The sequence below is a fragment of the Hymenobacter sp. B1770 genome (genome assembly GCF_049896385.1).
Taxonomy (GTDB): domain Bacteria; phylum Bacteroidota; class Bacteroidia; order Cytophagales; family Hymenobacteraceae; genus Hymenobacter.
In genome coordinates this window covers 24,818-42,068 of record NZ_JAFCUF010000008.1, presented here as the reverse complement: position 1 = coordinate 42,068, position 17,251 = coordinate 24,818, and the positions used below count along the sequence as shown (strand labels likewise).

General features: G+C 64.4%; 21 protein-coding genes. 14 read left to right on the top strand and 7 right to left on the bottom strand.

Annotation, left to right across the window (positions count from 1 at the left end):
• The first annotated feature begins 101 nt into the window (after positions 1-101).
• Both ACP7AJ_RS16150 and ACP7AJ_RS16145 read left to right on the top strand, forming a co-directional pair.
• Entirely contained in the window at positions 102-1,304 is a 1,203-nt protein-coding gene (locus tag ACP7AJ_RS16150; protein ID WP_426061247.1) for a PAS domain-containing sensor histidine kinase, read from the top strand.
• Between the two features lie 88 nt (positions 1,305-1,392).
• On the top strand, positions 1,393-1,812 hold the full coding sequence (locus ACP7AJ_RS16145; RefSeq protein ID WP_426061246.1) for a response regulator: 420 nt from the start codon (positions 1,393-1,395) through the stop codon (positions 1,810-1,812).
• A 15-nt stretch (positions 1,813-1,827) separates the two neighbouring features.
• Here the strand turns inward: ACP7AJ_RS16145 and ACP7AJ_RS16140 are convergent, their stop codons facing one another.
• Both ACP7AJ_RS16140 and ACP7AJ_RS16135 read right to left on the bottom strand, forming a co-directional pair.
• Positions 1,828-2,592, bottom strand: coding sequence for a sensor histidine kinase (locus ACP7AJ_RS16140; protein WP_426061245.1), 765 nt, complete (start codon positions 2,590-2,592; stop codon positions 1,828-1,830).
• A gap of 87 nt (positions 2,593-2,679) precedes the next feature.
• Positions 2,680-3,018, bottom strand: coding sequence for a PAS domain-containing protein (locus tag ACP7AJ_RS16135; RefSeq protein ID WP_426061244.1), 339 nt, complete (start codon positions 3,016-3,018; stop codon positions 2,680-2,682).
• A gap of 241 nt (positions 3,019-3,259) precedes the next feature.
• Between ACP7AJ_RS16135 and ACP7AJ_RS16130 the strand changes: the two genes are divergently transcribed.
• The gene (locus ACP7AJ_RS16130) at positions 3,260-3,988 is read left to right on the top strand and encodes a GAF domain-containing protein (RefSeq protein WP_426061243.1); all 729 of its coding nucleotides are present in this window, start codon (positions 3,260-3,262) and stop codon (positions 3,986-3,988) included.
• A 176-nt stretch (positions 3,989-4,164) separates the two neighbouring features.
• Here the strand turns inward: ACP7AJ_RS16130 and ACP7AJ_RS16125 are convergent, their stop codons facing one another.
• Positions 4,165-4,488 carry a PKD domain-containing protein gene (locus ACP7AJ_RS16125; protein WP_426061242.1) on the bottom strand — a complete coding sequence of 108 codons (324 nt, stop codon included), beginning with the start codon at positions 4,486-4,488 and terminating at the stop codon, positions 4,165-4,167.
• A gap of 445 nt (positions 4,489-4,933) precedes the next feature.
• On the opposite strand from ACP7AJ_RS16125, the gene ACP7AJ_RS16120 reads away from it, so the two are divergent.
• The 3 genes from ACP7AJ_RS16120 to ACP7AJ_RS16110 all read left to right on the top strand — a co-directional run bounded on the left by ACP7AJ_RS16120 (position 4,934) and on the right by ACP7AJ_RS16110 (position 8,493).
• Positions 4,934-7,363: a PAS domain-containing protein gene (locus tag ACP7AJ_RS16120; protein ID WP_426061241.1), complete on the top strand. Its 2,430-nt coding sequence runs from the start codon at positions 4,934-4,936 to the stop codon at positions 7,361-7,363.
• Positions 7,364-7,417: 54 nt separating this feature from the next.
• Complete coding sequence (locus ACP7AJ_RS16115; RefSeq protein ID WP_426061240.1) at positions 7,418-7,840, top strand: response regulator; 423 nt, start codon at positions 7,418-7,420, stop codon at positions 7,838-7,840.
• Positions 7,841-7,953: 113 nt separating this feature from the next.
• Complete coding sequence (locus ACP7AJ_RS16110) at positions 7,954-8,493, top strand: BLUF domain-containing protein (protein ID WP_426061239.1); 540 nt, start codon at positions 7,954-7,956, stop codon at positions 8,491-8,493.
• Between the two features lie 87 nt (positions 8,494-8,580).
• On the opposite strand, the gene ACP7AJ_RS16105 is transcribed toward ACP7AJ_RS16110, so the two are convergent.
• Entirely contained in the window at positions 8,581-8,730 is a 150-nt protein-coding gene (locus ACP7AJ_RS16105; RefSeq protein WP_426061238.1) for an ATP-binding protein, read from the bottom strand.
• A 422-nt stretch (positions 8,731-9,152) separates the two neighbouring features.
• Between ACP7AJ_RS16105 and ACP7AJ_RS16100 the strand changes: the two genes are divergently transcribed.
• The 3 genes from ACP7AJ_RS16100 (at position 9,153) to ACP7AJ_RS16090 (ending at position 11,459) form a co-directional block, all read left to right on the top strand.
• Positions 9,153-10,070 carry an isoaspartyl peptidase/L-asparaginase family protein gene (locus ACP7AJ_RS16100; protein ID WP_426061237.1) on the top strand — a complete coding sequence of 306 codons (918 nt, stop codon included), beginning with the start codon at positions 9,153-9,155 and terminating at the stop codon, positions 10,068-10,070.
• Positions 10,071-10,367: 297 nt separating this feature from the next.
• A complete protein-coding gene (locus tag ACP7AJ_RS16095) occupies positions 10,368-10,508 on the top strand; it encodes a hypothetical protein (protein WP_426061236.1) in 141 nt (46 codons plus the stop codon).
• 111 nt (positions 10,509-10,619) lie between these two features.
• Positions 10,620-11,459, top strand: a complete 840-nt coding sequence (locus tag ACP7AJ_RS16090) for a cyanophycinase (protein WP_426061235.1) — start codon at positions 10,620-10,622, stop codon at positions 11,457-11,459.
• A gap of 106 nt (positions 11,460-11,565) precedes the next feature.
• On the opposite strand, the gene ACP7AJ_RS16085 is transcribed toward ACP7AJ_RS16090, so the two are convergent.
• A complete protein-coding gene (locus tag ACP7AJ_RS16085; protein ID WP_426061234.1) occupies positions 11,566-12,036 on the bottom strand; it encodes a M15 family metallopeptidase in 471 nt (156 codons plus the stop codon).
• Entirely contained in the window at positions 12,023-12,322 is a 300-nt protein-coding gene (locus ACP7AJ_RS16080) for a hypothetical protein (protein WP_426061233.1), read from the bottom strand. Before ACP7AJ_RS16080 ends, ACP7AJ_RS16085 begins: the two co-directional genes overlap by 14 nt.
• Positions 12,323-13,479: 1,157 nt before the next feature.
• Between ACP7AJ_RS16080 and ACP7AJ_RS16075 the strand changes: the two genes are divergently transcribed.
• From ACP7AJ_RS16075 to ACP7AJ_RS16055, 5 genes are all read left to right on the top strand, one after another.
• On the top strand, positions 13,480-13,917 hold the full coding sequence (locus ACP7AJ_RS16075; protein WP_426061232.1) for a hypothetical protein: 438 nt from the start codon (positions 13,480-13,482) through the stop codon (positions 13,915-13,917).
• Positions 13,918-14,199: 282 nt separating this feature from the next.
• Positions 14,200-14,421: a hypothetical protein gene (locus tag ACP7AJ_RS16070; protein WP_426061231.1), complete on the top strand. Its 222-nt coding sequence runs from the start codon at positions 14,200-14,202 to the stop codon at positions 14,419-14,421.
• Positions 14,422-14,511: 90 nt separating this feature from the next.
• Positions 14,512-14,826, top strand: a complete 315-nt coding sequence (locus ACP7AJ_RS16065; protein ID WP_426061230.1) for a DUF3846 domain-containing protein — start codon at positions 14,512-14,514, stop codon at positions 14,824-14,826.
• 64 nt (positions 14,827-14,890) lie between these two features.
• A complete protein-coding gene (locus ACP7AJ_RS16060) occupies positions 14,891-15,586 on the top strand; it encodes a hypothetical protein (protein WP_426061229.1) in 696 nt (231 codons plus the stop codon).
• Between the two features lie 113 nt (positions 15,587-15,699).
• On the top strand, positions 15,700-16,368 hold the full coding sequence (locus ACP7AJ_RS16055; protein WP_426061228.1) for a PD-(D/E)XK nuclease-like domain-containing protein: 669 nt from the start codon (positions 15,700-15,702) through the stop codon (positions 16,366-16,368).
• Positions 16,369-16,410: 42 nt separating this feature from the next.
• On the opposite strand, the gene ACP7AJ_RS16050 is transcribed toward ACP7AJ_RS16055, so the two are convergent.
• Positions 16,411-17,238 carry a PIG-L deacetylase family protein gene (locus ACP7AJ_RS16050; protein WP_426061227.1) on the bottom strand — a complete coding sequence of 276 codons (828 nt, stop codon included), beginning with the start codon at positions 17,236-17,238 and terminating at the stop codon, positions 16,411-16,413.
• Between the last annotated feature and the right edge of the window lie 13 nt (positions 17,239-17,251).

The following is a 17,251-nucleotide window of genomic DNA, read 5'->3' as shown; positions in this document are numbered from 1 at the left end:
GGCAGCTTACTTGCGGTAGCATGCTGCCCGAAGCGTTGGTCCATCCTACGCCCCGGGGTTTGCCGTTGCCTAATCCATCCCCTGCACACTGTTCCCGCCTTATGCCCAAAGCTTCCACCCCCGCCCAGCCTTCTGCTACGCCCGCCCCTGAAAAAAAGGCCGCGCGCCAGAAGCCCGACGCCCCCAAGCCAAAACGCACGACCCCCAGCCCGGCCGATGAGCGCTACCAGCAAAGTCAGGAGCGGTTCCGCACGGTGTTTGAAAACGCCCCGCTCGGCCAGAAAATCATCACCCCCGACCTGGTCATCCGGCAGGCCAACCCGGCCGTGGTCCAGATGTTGGGCTGCGCCAGCGTGAAAGACTTGGTGGGGCGCAAAATCATGGAGTTTTCCCACCCCGACCACCGCGCCGACTGGCAGGACCTGCAAAGACGCCTATGGGAACACAAACTGCCGGCCTTCACGCTTGAAACGTGCATGATACGCCAAGACGGCTCCTCGTTCTGGTGCCAGGTGCACTCGGTGTTGTTTCCCGACGAAGACGGGGAGCTGGGTTACACCATTCTCGAGGATATTTCCGACCGCAAAAACCTGGAGGAAAAGCTCAAGCGCGTCTACGACGCCCAGGAAACCATCCTGCAGCTGGCCACCCACGACCTGAAGGGGCCCATCGCCCACATCGAGCTGCTCACCGACCTGCTCCAGCGCGAAGTGGACAGTCGTGCCGGCCAGGCGCCCCCGCCCCCGGAAATGGTGCACTACCTGGGCCTCATCCGAAGCTCCTGCGCCCACGCCCACGCCCTGCTCGAAGACGTGCTTTACGTGGGCGACCTCGACGAGAACGGCCTGCAGAAGCGCCCCACCGACCTCAGCGCCTACCTCACCACGCAGTTGGACCTGCACCGCCTCGCCGCCCAGGAAAAAGGCATCGCGCTGGCCTTGGACCTGCCCCCCGAGCCTGTGCAGGTCAGCCTGCACCCCGAAAAGTTTGGCCGCGTGCTCGACAACCTGCTGCACAACGCCCTCAAGTTTACGCCCACCGGGGGCACCGTCACCGTGGGCGTCAATGAGCACGAAGGCAAGCTGCGCCTTACGGTGCAGGACACGGGCATCGGCATCCCCGGCAAGCTCCACAACAACCTGTTCGACAAGTTCAACCCCACCCGTCGCGCCGGCCTCAACGGCGAAGTCACCACCGGCCTCGGTCTGTTCATTGCCAAGCAAATCGTCGAGCTCCACGGCGGGGCCATCTGGCTCGAAAGCCGCGAAAAGGAAGGCACCACCTTTTTCATCGAACTGACCTAACCCGTGGGGCACTAGTTTTGCGCCCCGGGGTTAACCCACCCGGCGCCGTCCGGCCCACCTTTCCGGGACCCCGCGCTTCGCTCTGCCCATGATAAAACTCTCTAGCGTGCTGCTGGTCGACGACGACCCGCGCACCAACGACCTCAACGAACGCCTGCTCAAGCAACTCCAGGTCGCCGACCGCTACTTCGCCGCCACCGATGGCACCGATGCCCTGGCGGCCCTGCAAGACCTCGCGGCCGAGGCGCACCCCACCAGTCCGGTGCTGGTCTTGCTCGATGTGAAGATGCCCGGCATGGACGGCATGGCCTTTGTCGAGGCCTACCAGAAACTGCCAGAGGAACGCCAGCAGGCCGTGGTCATCGTCATGCACACCGCCTCCATGAACTCCGTCGACCTCGGCCGCATCGAATCCCTGCCCATTGCCGGCCTCGTCAGCAAGCCCCTCACCAAGGAAAAGCTCGATACCATCCTCAAGCTCCACTTCCAGCGCCAGTTTCGGGCGTAGCCCGCTTCGTTGAACTCAGTTCAGATCCATAAAAAAGCAGGTGCCCTCGCCCTCTCGGCTTTCCACCCACAGCTTACCGCGGTGCCGCTGCACTATCTGGCCGGTGATGAACAGCCCCAGCCCGGTAGCCGCCTCGCCCCCCACGCCGGCCCGGGCCGCGGGGCTAAACTTCTCGAACAGGCCGGGCTGCAGCGCCGCCGGAATGCCAATGCCGTTGTCCTGTACCGTCAGCAGCACGCGGCCTTCTTTTTCCTGCAGCCCCACGGTCACCCGGCCTCCGGCCGGGGTAAACTTCAACGCGTTGCTCACCAAGTTGTCCACTGCCCGCCCAAACAGGTCCCCGTTCAGGTTGGCCGGCTGCGGTGGCAGGGCCAGGGTCAGGTCCAGGCTTTTGTCCTGCGCGGCTAGGTGGTGCACCTGCAGCCGCGCAGCCAGGAAGGCGCCCAGGTCGGTGGGCTCCTTTTCCAGCGGGTGCGCCTCCAGGGAGCCCAGCAGCAGCACGTCGCGGAGCATCTTGTTGGCGTCGGAACAGGCCCGGCGGATAAGGGCCAGGTACTGGGCCGTGTCTTTGGCACTGTCCGTCACAAACGTAGCCGCGTCCACCTGACGCTGCAACAGGTCGGCCAGCAGCTGGATGTTTCCAATGGGCGCTTTCAAATCGTGCGTCACCACGTACAGAATGGTTTCTTGCGCGTCGTGTAGCCGCCTCAGCGACAGTTCCAGGGCCTTGCGGTCGCTGATGTCCTCCAGCTGCGTATAGCCCAGCTCCCCGTCCGGCAAGCGAATCGAGGTGACCTGGCACCAGAACGAAGTTCCGTTTTTGCGTACCAGGCAGGTTTCCAGCGTGAAGCTCGGCAGCTGGTGGCTCTACAGCCGCTCCTGCAAAAATGCCCAGTCCGCTTGGTAATCGGGGTGGGCAAACTCCTGAATTTTGTGCCCGACTAGGTCCGCTTCGCCGGCACAGCCCAGCATCTCCAGCACCGCTCGGTTGGCCTGCCGGATGGTCAGGTCTGGCGTAATGATTTTCTGCCCGAACGGCGAGTTCTCAAACACCGTCCGGAACCGTTCCCGCTGCTGCTCCTGGTCGTCCGACTCGGCCTGGTGCGCCCGCGCCACCACTTGCCCGGCCCCCAGCCGCCGAATTTCTTCGCGCAGGGCCGCGTTTTGCGCTTCCAAGGACAGAATTTTCTCAGCAGGCAGCGACATGGCAGGGGTTAAGTATTGCGCTATGGGCAGGGCGGCGCAAGTTACGGATTGTTAAATCCGTTGTCTAACCCGCACACTGCATTCCCCTCCTACGCCCTCACCGGTGGTCGGCAGCCCCCTGGCCGTTGGCGAGTCGCCCGAAGCAAACGCGCATCGGCCGAACAATCCCGGCTTACCCCCGGTATAAGTCCCTCCGTGCGGTCATTTCCCAGTACGGGTGGCCTGCCTCCCGCTTTTCTTTATGCCCACCCCTTCCCACCTGTTTGCCCCCAACGAGGGCCAGCGTCTGGCTGCCTTGCAAGCCTACCAAGTAGCTGGCGATGCCCCTTTCTTCGACGAGTTCGTGCGCCTCACGGGCAAGCTGTTTCAGGTGCCCATTGCCCTGGTTTCGCTGGTCGAGTCCGATACGGTCTGGTTTCGGGGCAACTCGGGCCTGGAGGGCGTCCCCGAGCGGGTGCCCCGCGACGAGAGCCTGTGCTCGGTGGCCGTTCTCAGCGACGAGACCACCATGTTCATGGACCTGGCCGACCGGCCCTGCACCCTCATCGACCCTACCGCCGTGGGCGCCCTTGGCCTGCGCTTCTACGCCGGTTTTCCCCTGCTCACCACGGCCGGCGAAGCCGTGGGCACCCTGTGCGTCATTGACCGGCAGCCCCGTTTCCTGGAGCCCGAAGAAGCCGTGCTGCTGCGCGAGCTAGCCGACGTGGCCTTGCTGCTGCTCGAGTTGCAGGCTGCCTTGACCGCCACGGCTGCTCCCGCCCCGGCGCTGTGGCCCACCATCTACGTCGCCATTGCCGATTCAATCAGCCGGCTCGACACCCTGGCCGAGCTCCGGAAGTGGGAAGAGACCGCCGACACCCCTGCCGCCCTCAACTACCAGGCCGCACGCCGGGAAGAAGCGTCCATGGTAGCCAAGACCCTGCAAAAGCAAATTCAGGCCGCCATTCAGCACCTCAAGCTCCAATTTTAACCGGCGGCTTGTCACTACCCACTTCTCCGTAAACGAGCGGACCATCTGGTCCGCTCGTTTCGTTTCCACCCTATACCTCAAAATGCGGCCGGTCCTTGAACCCCATTGAGCAACCTCGCCACATGCAAAAGGCCCGCTTTATGAACGGGCCTTTTGCATCTCGTTTGGTGGCCGGGTTAGGGCACAATGGTCACCTGCTTGCTGGTCGTCGATTCCTTGCTGTCGTTTTTAGCAGTCAGCTTAAGCGTGAACTGCCCCACGGCGTTGTACTTGTGCTTGGCCTTGGCCCCGGTCGTACTGAAGCCGTCGCCGAAGTCCCACACATACTGGTCGGCGTCGGTGCTGCAGGCCGCGCTAACCTCCACCTCGTCATTTATTTTGGAGCTGGGCTGGCCTTTTTCAATGGTAAAGCAGGCATCCGGCTTTTTCGAACAGCCGGCCAGCGCCATGCCCGCCAGCAGCAACACCACTGAAGCATTGCGGAGGAATAGGTTTTTCATGAGAAGCAATTGAGAATGGGAATTTGATTGGACAAGTTAAGGCCTCTGTAACAACTACCCGGTCACTTGGCCTTCAGGCCATATCACTTTATTAAGTTGACTGGATTGCCTTAGCCGACTTAATTAAACCAGAAGCCGACTTTAATCAGTTAAAACGTCCAATCTAGTTAGCCATAACCATTGCCTTGTTCTTTTCAAGTGCTGGTACTATTCCCATACGGCCGTTCCTAGCAAAAACGAGCAGACCATCTGGCCCGCTCGTTTCGTTTCCACCCTCAACCTCCAGACGCATCCAGTCTCTGCCACCCTCTATTTCCACCCCGCACCCATCCCCGGCCGCAACCCAGTCCCGCCCTACTCGTTTTCACCGCATCTTCGTTTACCAAAAGTTGCGCGCTGACCAACCGCCTCTCGTTTTGGTTGTCTCACCCCGCCGCTGTTGTCCATGCTTTCTCCCGCCGCTGCCGCCGTTGCCCCCGACTCCGTCCTGTTGCGGGAGCTGCTCGCCGTCTCGCTCACCGGCATCATACTCTACACGCCCGTCTACGACCCAGCCGGCTCGGGTGAAATCGTCGACTTCACGTTCGAGTACCTCAACCCCGTGGCCCAGCGCATGATGGCCATGCCGGAGGTGCCCACCGTCACGCACAACCAGCAATGGCCCCACAGCATCGCCCACGGCACCTTCGCCTTCCACGTCGATGCCTTTGTCAGCGGTGAGCCCCGCGAGTACAACATCAACTACCAGGCCGACGGGTACGACAACTACTACCGCCTGGCCGCCCGCCGCGCCGGCGACGGCCTGCTCGTCAGCTTCACCGACACCGCCGACCAGCCCCGCTCCCCCGTGGAAGAGGCCTTGCGCGCCGCCCAGGCCGCCGAAAAAGCGGCCCGGGCCGATGCCGAGGAGCAGCGGGCCGCGCTCGGCCGCGCCTTCGAGCAGGCCCCGGTTTCCATCGCCATTCTGCGGGGCCCCGAGTTTGTCGTGGAGCTGGCCAACCCCTCGCTCGGCGTGCTGTGGGGCCGTCCGGTCGGGCCGGCGCTCGGCCGCCCCCTGTTCGAAGCACTGCCCGACCTGGCGGGGCAGGGGCTGGAAGAACTGCTAACCCAGGTGCTGCGCACCGGCGAGCCGCTGCTCTTTCAGGAGCGCCCGACGCGGCTGGCCCGCCATCCGGGTGGCCCGCCGACGCTGGGCTACTACAACTTTACCTACCAGCCCCTGCACGACGCGCAGGGGCTCGTCACGGGCCTCATCACGGTGGGCCTGGACGTCACCGAGCAGGTGGTGGCGCGCCAGCAGGTGCAGCAGCTCAACCAGGAACTTGAAGCTCGCGTGCAGGTGCGCACCCGCGAAGCCCTGGCCTTGCAGGCCGACCTGCTGGCCGCGGCCCAGCGCCAGGTGCAAGAGCGGGAGCAGTTTTATCAGATTTTTGCCCAAACCCCGGCCGCCATCTGCGTGCAGCGCGGCCCGAAGCACCGCTACGAATACGTCAACCAAGCTTACCAGGACTTCTTTCCCGGCCGGCAGCTCCTGGGCCGCCCCGTGGCCGAGGCCCTGCCCGAGACCGTGGGCAGCGGCGTGGTGGACCTGCTCGACCAGGTGTACCGCACCGGCGAGACCTACTACGGCTACGAGCTGCCGCTGCTCATCACCCAGCCGGAAGGTCCGCCCAAGCAGATGTACTTCACCTTCACCTACCAGGCCTACCGCGAAAACGGCGAGATTGTTGGCATTTCCACCTTTGCCTACGACGTCGCCGAGCAAGTTCTGGCCCGGCAGCGCCTCGAAGCCTACGCCGCCGAGCTGCAGGAAAGCGAGGCCCGCTTCCGCACCATGGCCGACGCCGCCCCCAACATGGTGTGGGCCGTGCACCCCAATTCGTCCATCCGCTACATCAACCGCGCCTTTCTCGACTTTGTGGGCCTGCGCACCGAGCAGGAGTACATCACCACCGGATGGGGGCCCTACCTTCACCCCGAGGAGTTGGAGCTCACGCAGGGCACCCTGACGCAGGCCATCGCGCAGCGCCAGCCCTACATCCTGGAGCACCGCCTGCTCCGCCACGACGGCCAGTACCGCTGGCTGCTGGCCCAGGGCGCGCCCAGCTACCTGGCCGGCGGCGAACTCTACGGCTACGTGGGCTCGGCTATCGACATTACCGACCTCAAGCAGGCCAACGAGCAGCTGCAGCGCACCAACGTCGACCTCGACAACTTCATCTACACCGCCTCCCACGACCTAAAGCAGCCCATTGCCAACATCGAGGGCTTGTTGCAGGGCGTGCAGCACGCGCTGCCGCCGGCCGGGCGCGTGGGCGAGGTGCCGCGCATGCTCGACCTGATGCAGGGCGCCGTCGAACGCTTTGGCCGCACCATTGCCCACCTCACCGACATCTCCCGCCTGCAGCACGAGTACAACCAGCCGGCCACGGCCGTTCTGTTGGCCCGGGTGGTGCAGGAAGTGCAGCTCGACCTGGCCCCGCTTATCACCCAAACCCAAGCCCGCGTGGCTGTCACCGTTCCGGCGGATGCCACGCTGCACTTCTCCGAAAAAAACCTGCGCTCGGTGGTCTACAACCTGCTCAGCAACGCCCTCATGTACCGCCACCCCGACCGCGCCCCGGCAGTGTCCGTCGCCTACGAAGCCCAGCCCGCCCACCACGTGCTGGCCGTGCGCGACAACGGCCTCGGCCTGGACCTGGCCCGGGACCAGGACATGCTCTTTGGCATGTTCAAGCGCCTGCACCCCCACGTGGAAGGCTCCGGCATCGGCCTGTACATGGTCAAAAAAGTGGTCGAAAACGCCGGCGGCCGCATCGAGGTTGAAAGCACGCTCGGCCAGGGTTCGGTGTTCCGCGTATACGTCCCCCGTTAATCCCTGTGTTCCATCCCCTCGCCGCGCCGCGCCGCCAGGGCCTGCTATGAAGCCATGCCACCCCTTAAAAGCGTCCTCTTGGTCGACGACGACGCGACCACCAACTACCTCAACAAAATACTGCTCACCCGCTTGGACGTGGCCGAGCAGCTGTTCGTGGCCGAGAACGGCCGCGAGGCGCTGGATACCCTCACGCGAGTGTGCGAGGTGCCCACCCTGGACTGCCCGGCCCTGGTTCTGCTCGACATCAACATGCCCGTGATGAACGGCATCGAGTTTCTCGAAGCCTACCAGCAGCTTTCCCTGCCGCAGCGCGAGGCCATTGTCATCGTGCTGCTCACCACCTCGGCAAACCCCCAGGAGCTGGCCCGCGCGCGGCAGCTGCCCATTGCCGGCGTCCTCACCAAGCCCCTCACTCCCCAGAAAGTCCAGCAGGTGCTGCACGAACACTTCGGCCACGCCGCGTCTGCCAATTAACGGGCGGTAGCGGCCTACTTTCCCTTCCAAGGCAGTATACAATCGGTTAAATCCGTATTTGCCTCGCCAATCTCCGGGTATCTACCGCCACGCGGCCGGCGTATTTACCTGGCATGCCCCACCCCTCCCTTGACCCCGTTGCCCAACGCCCCCGCTTGGTGGCGTGGGCCCTCTCCCTGACCGCCAACACGGCCCTTGCGCCCGGCCGCTACGAACGCCAGCTGCTGGCCCGCTACGAGCAGGGGGAATTGACCATCGACCAAGTCCTGGACCTGCTCGACGCCGCCACCTACCAGCTGCTCTACCGCAGCCACGCCACCACTGCCCCGACCCCCGCCGACTTGCAGCACCTGCTCGACCAGGCCCGCGCCCACAACGCCGGGGCCCAGCTCACCGGCCTGTTGGTTTACCGCGACGGCCGCTACGTGCAACTACTCGAAGGCCCCCAGCACGAGGTGCGCGCCCTCTACGCGTGCATTCTGCGCGACCCGCGCCACACCCGCGTCGTTACCCTCAGCGAGGGCCTGGAACCCGCCCGCCTCTTTCCCTCCTGGCGCATGGGCTTGGCCAACGCGGCCCAGCCCGCCGTCACCCGTCTGCTCGATGCCGCGTTGGCCCATGCCCCCTCGCCCGGCCACCCCCTCAACGACTAACTGCTGCCGCAGTTGCTGGACGCTTTCGCCACAAGTCCGGAATTTCTCCTGCCCGAGGTGGCCTAAGCGGCCGCCAGCACGGTCCCCTCAGTGCAGCTCCTCAACAAAGCACGCCCCTTCGCCTTCCCGGCTTTCCACCCACACCTTGCCCCGGTGCAGCTGCACTATCTGGCAGGTGATGCACAGCCCCAGCCCCGTGGCTTGCTCGCGGCCCACGCCGGCGCGGGCCGCGAGCAAGCCACGGGGCTACGTCTTAAAATACCGGCCGCAACAAACCCGTGGTGGCCGTCGCCGCCGGCCAACGGTAATTGTGTTCCGAGGTGGGGTTGAACATGCTGAACCAGGTGCTGGCCGCAGTTCCTGACACGGTGCCAGCCGCCGTAAAGCCCGGCGGCCTCACGGCGCGTGAGCACGCCGGGCTTTACGGCAAACACCTGTGGGCGTTCTACCTGCTACATCCATTGTCGCGCTGCGCGAGCCCAGTCTTTCTACTGCCTGCCCCGCACCCTGCACACCGGTTGTTTTGCTGCCTCCAACCGCTACAATAACCGCGATGCGCCCGTCCCAACCGGCCCCAGTGCCCTAAGCTCGACCAAACCCTTTTCTCCCTTCGCAGTAGAAGCTGACATCATTCTTTTCATTCTTTTCTTCTTCACACCATGGGAAAATACGTCATGCTCATTCACGGAGGGGCCGTTACCACCGACCCTTCTTCTATTACCCCCGAAAAGGAAGCAGCCCTGAAAGAAGGCCTGGAAGCTGCCTTGCAGGGCGGGTGGGAAATCCTGAACCGCGGGGGCACCGCCCTCGACGCCGTCGAAGCGGCCGTGATGAGCATGGAAAACAACGAGCTGTTCAACGCCGGCCGGGGCGGCATGTTCACCCTCAACGGCGACGTGGAAACCGAGTCGTCCATCATGGACGGCGCCACCCTGCGGGGCGGCGCGGTGAGTGGCCTTAAGTTCATCAAAAATCCCGTGGCTCTGGCCCGCCTCGTGATGGAAAAGTGCAAGCACACCTTCCTCACCGCCGAGGGCGCCCACGAGTTTGCCCTGGCCCAGGGCCTAACGCTGCAGGACCCGAGCTACTTCAAAACCGATGAGCAGCGCGAGGAATGGTTGGAAATTTTGCAGGATGCGGAAAAGAAAAGCGCTAATGGCCACGACACCGTGGGCGCCGTGGCCCTCGACCAGCACGGCAACCTTGCCTGCGCCACCTCCACCGGCGGCATCGAAGGCAAGCTGCGCGGCCGCGTGGGCGACAGCTGCATCTACGGCGGCGGCTCCTACGCCAACAACGAGGTGTGCGCCGCCTCCTGTACCGGCGACGGCGAAATCATCATGCTCGCCGCCTGCGCCCACGAGGTGTACGCCCTGCGCAAGTACCAGAAGCTCTCGATTGAAAAGGCCGCCCGCGGCGCCGTGGAGGTGTACGCTGACAAGCTGCAGGGCGACCGCGGCATCATCGCCCTCGACCCCGAGGGCAACATCGCCCTCGAATCCAACACCAACGTCTTCCGCCGGGCCTACCGCGTCGAGGAAGAAGAGCCCTTTGTGGACATCTGGATGAAGAAGTAAGCCCGCCTCACGAAAGCCCGCGGTGCGCTCCTGCTACGCCGATACACGCGAGGGAAGGGGCCGCTCCCTGCCTTGCCAGACTACCCGCCGACGCCCTGCGTAATTATACAGACGCGCCTGCAGTAAGTACGTAAATTAAGCCGGCAGCCATCTTTTGCTTGTCCTCTAACTGGACTATTAACGTTTAGAGACCGCGCCCCGGGCCTTGTGTCGGGGGCGCGGTCTCTCTTTTTCTTCACCCCCATAAAAGGTGCGCCAAACGCATCCCGCCCTGCCCAGCAAGCCGACCCCCGAATTGTGAAGAAAACCCGTCGCGCCAACGCAGCTTACGCCTCCTCCGGCGGGCTGTTTGCGGCTTGGGACGAAGCCTACCTGCACCGGCCGGGCCCTACGTCCCAAGCCGCGCGGGCCCTGGAGTTTGGTCGCCCCGACCTATAAGGCGGCGGCGCTTTCCCGGCCAGCCCGGCGTATGCCGTCGGCGCCACCCGCAACCCAATGATGGCCAGCGCACAACCGCTGGCTAACACCTTACCAAAACGCTTTCCTTACATGCCCACCCGTACCCCAAAAGGCCGGCTGCTGCTCATCGGCGGCCACGAACAGCGCCAAACGCCCCAAGAAGGCGATGCCCCCGAACAAGCCCCCGACTTCATTCTCCAGCGCTTCGTCAACGAGCTCGCCACGAAGAACACCGTCCTGGTCATCCCCACCGCCTCCGAGGAGCCCGCCGCGGCCGCCGAGGAGTACGTCACCTTATTCACCGAGCTGGGGATTAAACACGTCGAAGTGCTGGACATCCAGCACCGCGAGCAAGCCAACCACCCCGACACGCTGGCCCTGCTCGACCGGGCCAGCGGCGTCATGTTCACCGGCGGCGACCAGCTGCGCCTCACGGCCCTGCTCGGCGGCACCGCGTTTCTGCTCCGCCTGCGCGAGCGCTACCAGCAAGAGCACTTCGTCATCGCCGGCACCAGTGCGGGCGCAGCGGCCATGTCCACGGCCATGATTTACCAGGGCCGCAACGACGCGGGCTTTCGCAAAGACGAAATCCACCTCTCGGCCGGCTTGCAGCTGCTGCCCGACACGGCCATCGACACCCACTTCGTCACCCGCGGCCGCATCGTGCGCATGGCCCAGATTATCGCCGCCAACCCCGGCTGCCTGGGCATCGGCCTCGAAGAAGACACGGCCATCCTCGTCACCAAGGGCCGCGAGTTCGAAGTTCTCGGCAACGGCATCGTCGTGCTCGTCGACGGCCTGAGCTGCACCGGCAACACCCTGCCCCAGGTCAAGCCCGGCGAGGTCTTCTCCATCCGCGACCTGCGCGTGCACCTGCTCTCCCGCGGCGAATGCTACTGCCTGCCCGAACAAATGGCGGCCGGGCTGTAGCAGTCGACACACGCCCCCATATGTTGCCCCAACCGGTCGCTTGTAAAGGCCTCTATTCTCCAACCAAAACGAGCGGACCATCTGGTCCGCTCGTTTCCATTTCACCCTACACCTCAAAGTGTGGCCGGTCCTTAAACCCCGGCCAGTCGCCGCCCCATCTTACCCGCGCATCGGCTGCCTTCATCAGCCGGGCAAACTTGCTCAGCAGCAACCCCGACCACGACACCTCCCCATCGGCCAGCAGAAATGCCACGTCCAGCGCCCGCGACGGCCATCGGTTGTGCTTCGACTCGCCGCCGCGCTTGTACGTCACAATCGGCCCCGGCTTGGTACGCCCCTGCGCATACAGCTCTTCCTGACGCGCCGGGTTCCGGTAGCACTCCGTCACAATGGGCACCCCGGCCAGCCGCAGCACCGGGTCACCCATCCACTGCGCCAACGCCTGCGCATACGCCGAGCCTAAGCTTGGTTCCGCCTGCGCCAGCCGCGCCACCTGAATGCGCTGCTGCACGCTACTCAGCCTGGGCACCACCCGCACCGGTGCCACCGCGGGGCCCACCAGTCTAGTCGTTTCCATTGCCAGACTTTCCCGCCAAGGGAGCTACAGATTCACCGGCCGCAGCAGCTTCAGCCACGGCTACCACGCCATCCGCCGGCAGTTTTACCACCGCCTCCGGACGCTGCAATGCCTTCCGAACCGTCGCCCAGATGGTCACCAAAGCCACCAGCGCCTGTATAATCAGGTGCCCGTATTGCTCAACCTTGTCTGGGTCCGGCGGTACCAATCCCTGACTAGCCAGCTGGCCTACCAAAGCCGTGACCATGATGTGGGCAAAGTGCCCTGTTTTCGTGCTACTGAACATGACGTTAAATTGTGTTACAATGTTTGTTATTGTTACAAACATACGTATCAAATAGTAACACCGTTCAAACAAAACCAATAAGCAATATTGCACTATTTAGGGCAGCCCCTTCGGGTCGGGCTGTCCGCCACTTCGCTTCGCTCCGGCCCTGCGGTCAGCCTCCCGCTGGTCGGCTTGGCTCCCATCCCTGCTGCACCTCCTGCTCCGCCAACCGCACGGCCAGCCGTTAGTTGCGCTGTCCTTCGGTTGCCAATCCGTAAAGTCGCCGCCTTCCGTTGGTCGGCACCTCCGATACGGGGCCCCGGCGGCCTCCCCACATGGCTCAACCGCTCCGCCAACCCGCTGACTCCAGCGCCGCCAGCCCTCCAGGGCAGGCCACGCTTCCGGCCCTCCCAAACCATCCCGCCGGCTCAGCACCTCCACTCCGCTCAGCCGCCAAAGCCGGGCTGCTGCGTTCCAGTCCCCGGTCTCTTGCCTGCTCCCTGACGCCCGCCTACCGCGTCAGCGGCCCCGCAGCCCGGCCACCAAACCACGAACCACCCCACGCCAGGCAGCGTGTCCGCCCCCACCCGAACCAGTCACCCCGGGGCCAGCCGTCGCCTCCATTCCCTACGCTCCCTCCGCCACGCTGCGCTACGTCCGCTCGTTGCTTCAGCTACGCCTGCGCTCCTCTCTCCCTACGCTTGCCAGGCTCCGGTCGCTCCGGTCATTGCGTCGCCGTCCCGCCCCTCTCCCCACCGCACCAAGCGGCCCGCTTCGCAGAGTGTCCGTTGGGGGCAGCCCCCCAAACCCCCGTTCATCATGCCCCGGCTAACGCCGTGTCATCCTCCTTGGGCCCACCCGCACCAGTCCCGCCCCTCGCCCTCACAAGGCGCCCTCCGGGCCGCGTCCATTGGTGGCTGGCCGCCCCCAAACCCCTGCCAATAGGCATTTAAGCATGTCCAAGTCGGCCACAGCCGGTAGCCAGGCCATTTATTGCACTTTTATCATTAAATGGGCAAGCAAAAAAGCCACAAAACCGACCAAACATTTGTTACATCATGTTTGAATTGCAAACATTTGTTTGTATCTTTAGGTAGCAAGTCGGGAAAGGCCCGGCTGCCCGCCCTACCCGGAGGCCTACGGCGCGGGGCACCTCACGGCTAACCCATACAGCCATGCTCACCCCATTCCAGTTTTCTCAGCTCGCCGCCACCGCCTGGTGCGGCCCAGCCCTCACCTGTCACTTCGCCGGCGTGCAGCGCTACGTGGCCAGCAGCGGCTACACCACCGAAAGCTACCAGGTCAGCTACCACGCTGGCGCAACCCAGGAGCAGGTTTACCAGGGCAGCGCCCCCTGCCCTTTTGAGGCCATCCTCCAGGCCGTGGCCGCCTTCGCCCAGCGGTGCACCGTTCCGCTACTCGGGGCCACCGTGCAGGGCCACGCTGCCCGCATTGTGTCCGCCGCAGAGCAGGCCTTTAGCGGGGCACCCACCCCGGCGCCCGTTCTAGTGCCGGAGGTAGTCTGCGCCGTGTGCAGCGAGGGCCGCGATGCCCTCGGCCAGTGCCGCTGCTGCTATGTGCCAGCCCCTCACCTAGTCGCCAGTGCAGCCTAGTGCTACCCGGCAGGCCGTTCCCGCAGTGGGGGCGGCCCTGCCCCCGGCACACCAGCTGGCCCGCGCCCAGTCGGCCTACGCCGCCGCCAAAGAAGCCCGTTGGGCGCTGCGCGATAACTACGCCGATGCCCGCCGCCCCGGCCGCTTCGTCCGGCTTCGGGCCACAGTTGCCGCCGTGCAGGCCACCCGCGCCGCTTTTGCTGCCGCCTCCGCAGTGTACCACGCCAGTCCCCACGCCGCCGCGCTCCGGGCCGCTAGCTCCGTCATCCTCACCTGTCAGCCATGCCCCCCACCCTCACCCCCAGCATTGCTCAGGTTGCCGCGGCCTGCTTCCCTGTGCCCGGCGCTCAGTTCAGCGGCTACGCCTTCGCCCGCGGCACCCGTTTCAATTGCCAGTTCGACGTGCCCAGCCCCAGCACCGGGGCCGTGGTGGCCCACTTCCGGGGCACCGGCGCCACACCATTTGAGGCCATAGCCGCCGCCGTGCAGCGCCCAAATGCTTGAAGCGCATTTTCCACGCCAGCGCCCACGCCTTCCCCCATTTCTAGCCACCAGGGGCCGCCTAACCGGGCGGCCCCACTAGCTCACCTCATCATGCCCAAAACTGCTACTTCCTATCAGCCCCATTTGCTCGACCCACACAGCGCACAGCCACAGCCAGTCAGCCCTGCCAATGGCAAGAGCTTCAAGCTGGCCGAATTGTACCAGCTGCTCGATTGCCAAACCGTCGACGTGGTACGCCTCAGCCCCGAGCTCATTCTCATCATCGACGACGAGGGCAAGTTCCGCCACCCTGCCTACCTCAACCTCATTGCCACCTTCCTCTGGTACCAGCACCAGCCCGAGGCGCGCGGCCAGGACTCCATTGTGGGCCGCGCCATCCTCTGCCACGACAAGCATTTCCGCTAACCGGCGCAGGGGCCGGCCAATAACTGGCCCCACTTTTTTTCACTCCCAACAACCCTTTCCACTTATGGCAACTGCCACCACCAAGCAAGCCGCCGCCAAGGCCGCACCCACCGCTCAGGCTACCGAGCTAACCCTCACCCCCAGCACCCGCCCCGCTTACCTCGTCGCCGGCGTCGACGAAAGCACCGGCGAAGAAACCTGGTCGAACCGCTTCCGCTACCTGCCCGGCCACCCGCGCCAGGTGCGTTTCGACGCCAAGGCCGGCCAGTTCAATATCAACGGCGCCGTACCGCTCGGCAATTCGCTTTACTTCATTCCGCTGGCCTGGCGCGTATTCCAGGACGACATTCTGAACATGGGCCGCAAGCTGTGGACCGAGCTATTCTTCGCCGACGACAAAGGCGCCATCTGCGCCGTGCTTTTCCACGGCTACAGCGTTGAAAACCTCTACCGCCTCATCGAGCCGCTGTTCTACGACGACCTGACCCTGGCCGACGTGACGGTGAAGGTCACCACCGAGAAGAAGCAGACCACCAAGGAAGGCAAGACGGCCACCTACTACATCGCCCAGTTCAGCTACGACGCCGCTGACGCGGCCGAAGTAGCCGCCCGCCGCGACTACGCCCGCGACTTCCCCATCTGGCGCGCCGAAACCTACACCAGGGCCGCTGACCTGCGCATCCAGCACGGCTACACCGTGCCCGCCGAGGACGGCCCCGAACCAGCTGCCGCAGCCACCGCACTGCCCATGGCAGCCTAGCCGCACCGCCCACCAGCCGCCTGCTTCATTCCGGAGTGGGCGGCCCCAGCGGGTCGATAATAAACTCAATTCTAGCCCTAATTGTAATTCCTGGCTTCTAATTCTACTCACCCATGTTTCACGCCCTTACCCATCACCCCGACCTGACGCAGGCTCAGCACCGCGCCCTGCCTCAGGTTAGCAACACCGACCTAAGCGCCCTCAAAAACGAGCTGTTGGGCCAGCCCCGCCAGCTCAACCCAGTGGCCCTAGCCTACGGCAGCCACTTTCACACCGCCGTGCTGGAACCTTCGCACTACCAGCGCACCGATGAACGCGGCATCCGATGGGCCGACCTGGAAACGCTAGCCCGCCAAGTGCGCCGCCAACGCTACTGCCGCGACTTACTCTACCGCGGCCAAGCCGAGCAGTCCTACACTGCTACCCATACCGCCACTGGGGTAGGAGTAAAGCTGCGCCCCGACCTGTTGGTGCGCAGCCGCGCCGGCCGCCAGCTCACGCTCGTCGACTTCAAAACCACCAGCAGCCCCAACCTTGCCCACTTCCTGACCACCATCGTGAAGTACGACTACGACCGCCAAGCCGCCCTCTACCTTGACGTGTTCGGGGCCACCCGCTTCCTCATCATCGGGGTGCAGAAGAAAGCCCCGCACGAGGTTTGGCTGTTCGATGCCACCGCCGCTCCCGGATTCATCGAGCAAGGCCGCAAGAAATACAGCACGCTGCTACGCCATGCAGCCCGTGCCCTCCCGTCGCGGGCCTTAGTAATGGCCATATTCTAAAGGAATTAGGTTGCGCTCTGCCTCTGTGGTTTACCCACATACTTAGTCCGAGAATGTATCGCTGAGCTGCCGCGGCTGGACAACCTCGATGCTCCCTGGCAGGGCGGCCACCGCAGCGGGTGCTACGGCAAAGCGCTCCGCTGCGTGCGCCTTGCCAGCCGCCTTACCTTCTGCTTCGGCTAGCTGCGTAAGCTTCGTCAACACCCGCTCGGTTCCGCCAAACTGAAAGCCAGTCTGCGAAGCGTAGGCTTGCGAAGCAGCTACTTTCGCCGCCAGTGCAGCTGCCGTTAGGGGAAAGGCTACCTCGGCAAGACCGGCGGGTAGCTCCGGTGCGGGTTGGGCATCGGGCTGGCGGATGATATAAGGGGTGTCGCGGTACCAGAGCACCGGCAGAGACGGCGGCACCACCGCGCACAACGCCTGCATGACCTGGCGGTGGTCGACGTGCAGCCCAAGGCCTTGCGGGGCAAAAACCAGCTTTGGGGCAGTGGCCGACAGCTCTGCTGCTAACAACGGCACCAGCGCCTGACTAACCGCGTCGGTGGGCAGCAGGTCGGTAAACAAGGCTGCCGGGCTGTGGTAGCCGCGGTGCGGCGCTTCGGGCAGGTCCAGCCAGCGTGCTTTCGCTGCGCCCAAGTGATGCCCCGCGCGGGTATCTTCTTGGCGGCGCAGCGCGAGGTAATCCACCTCTGGCCCAAACCCCTTATCGGTTTGGCAGGCCAGCGCAAAGCCCGTAGGGTTGGGCACCGAGCGGGTAAACACTGTAAGGAGTATGCACTGCCAGCCTGCCTGAGCCAGCGTGGCGAACGTGCCGCCGCAGGAAAAAGCCACGTCGTCCAGGTGGGGCGAAATAAATAAGGCAACAGGCATAGCGCGATGATTT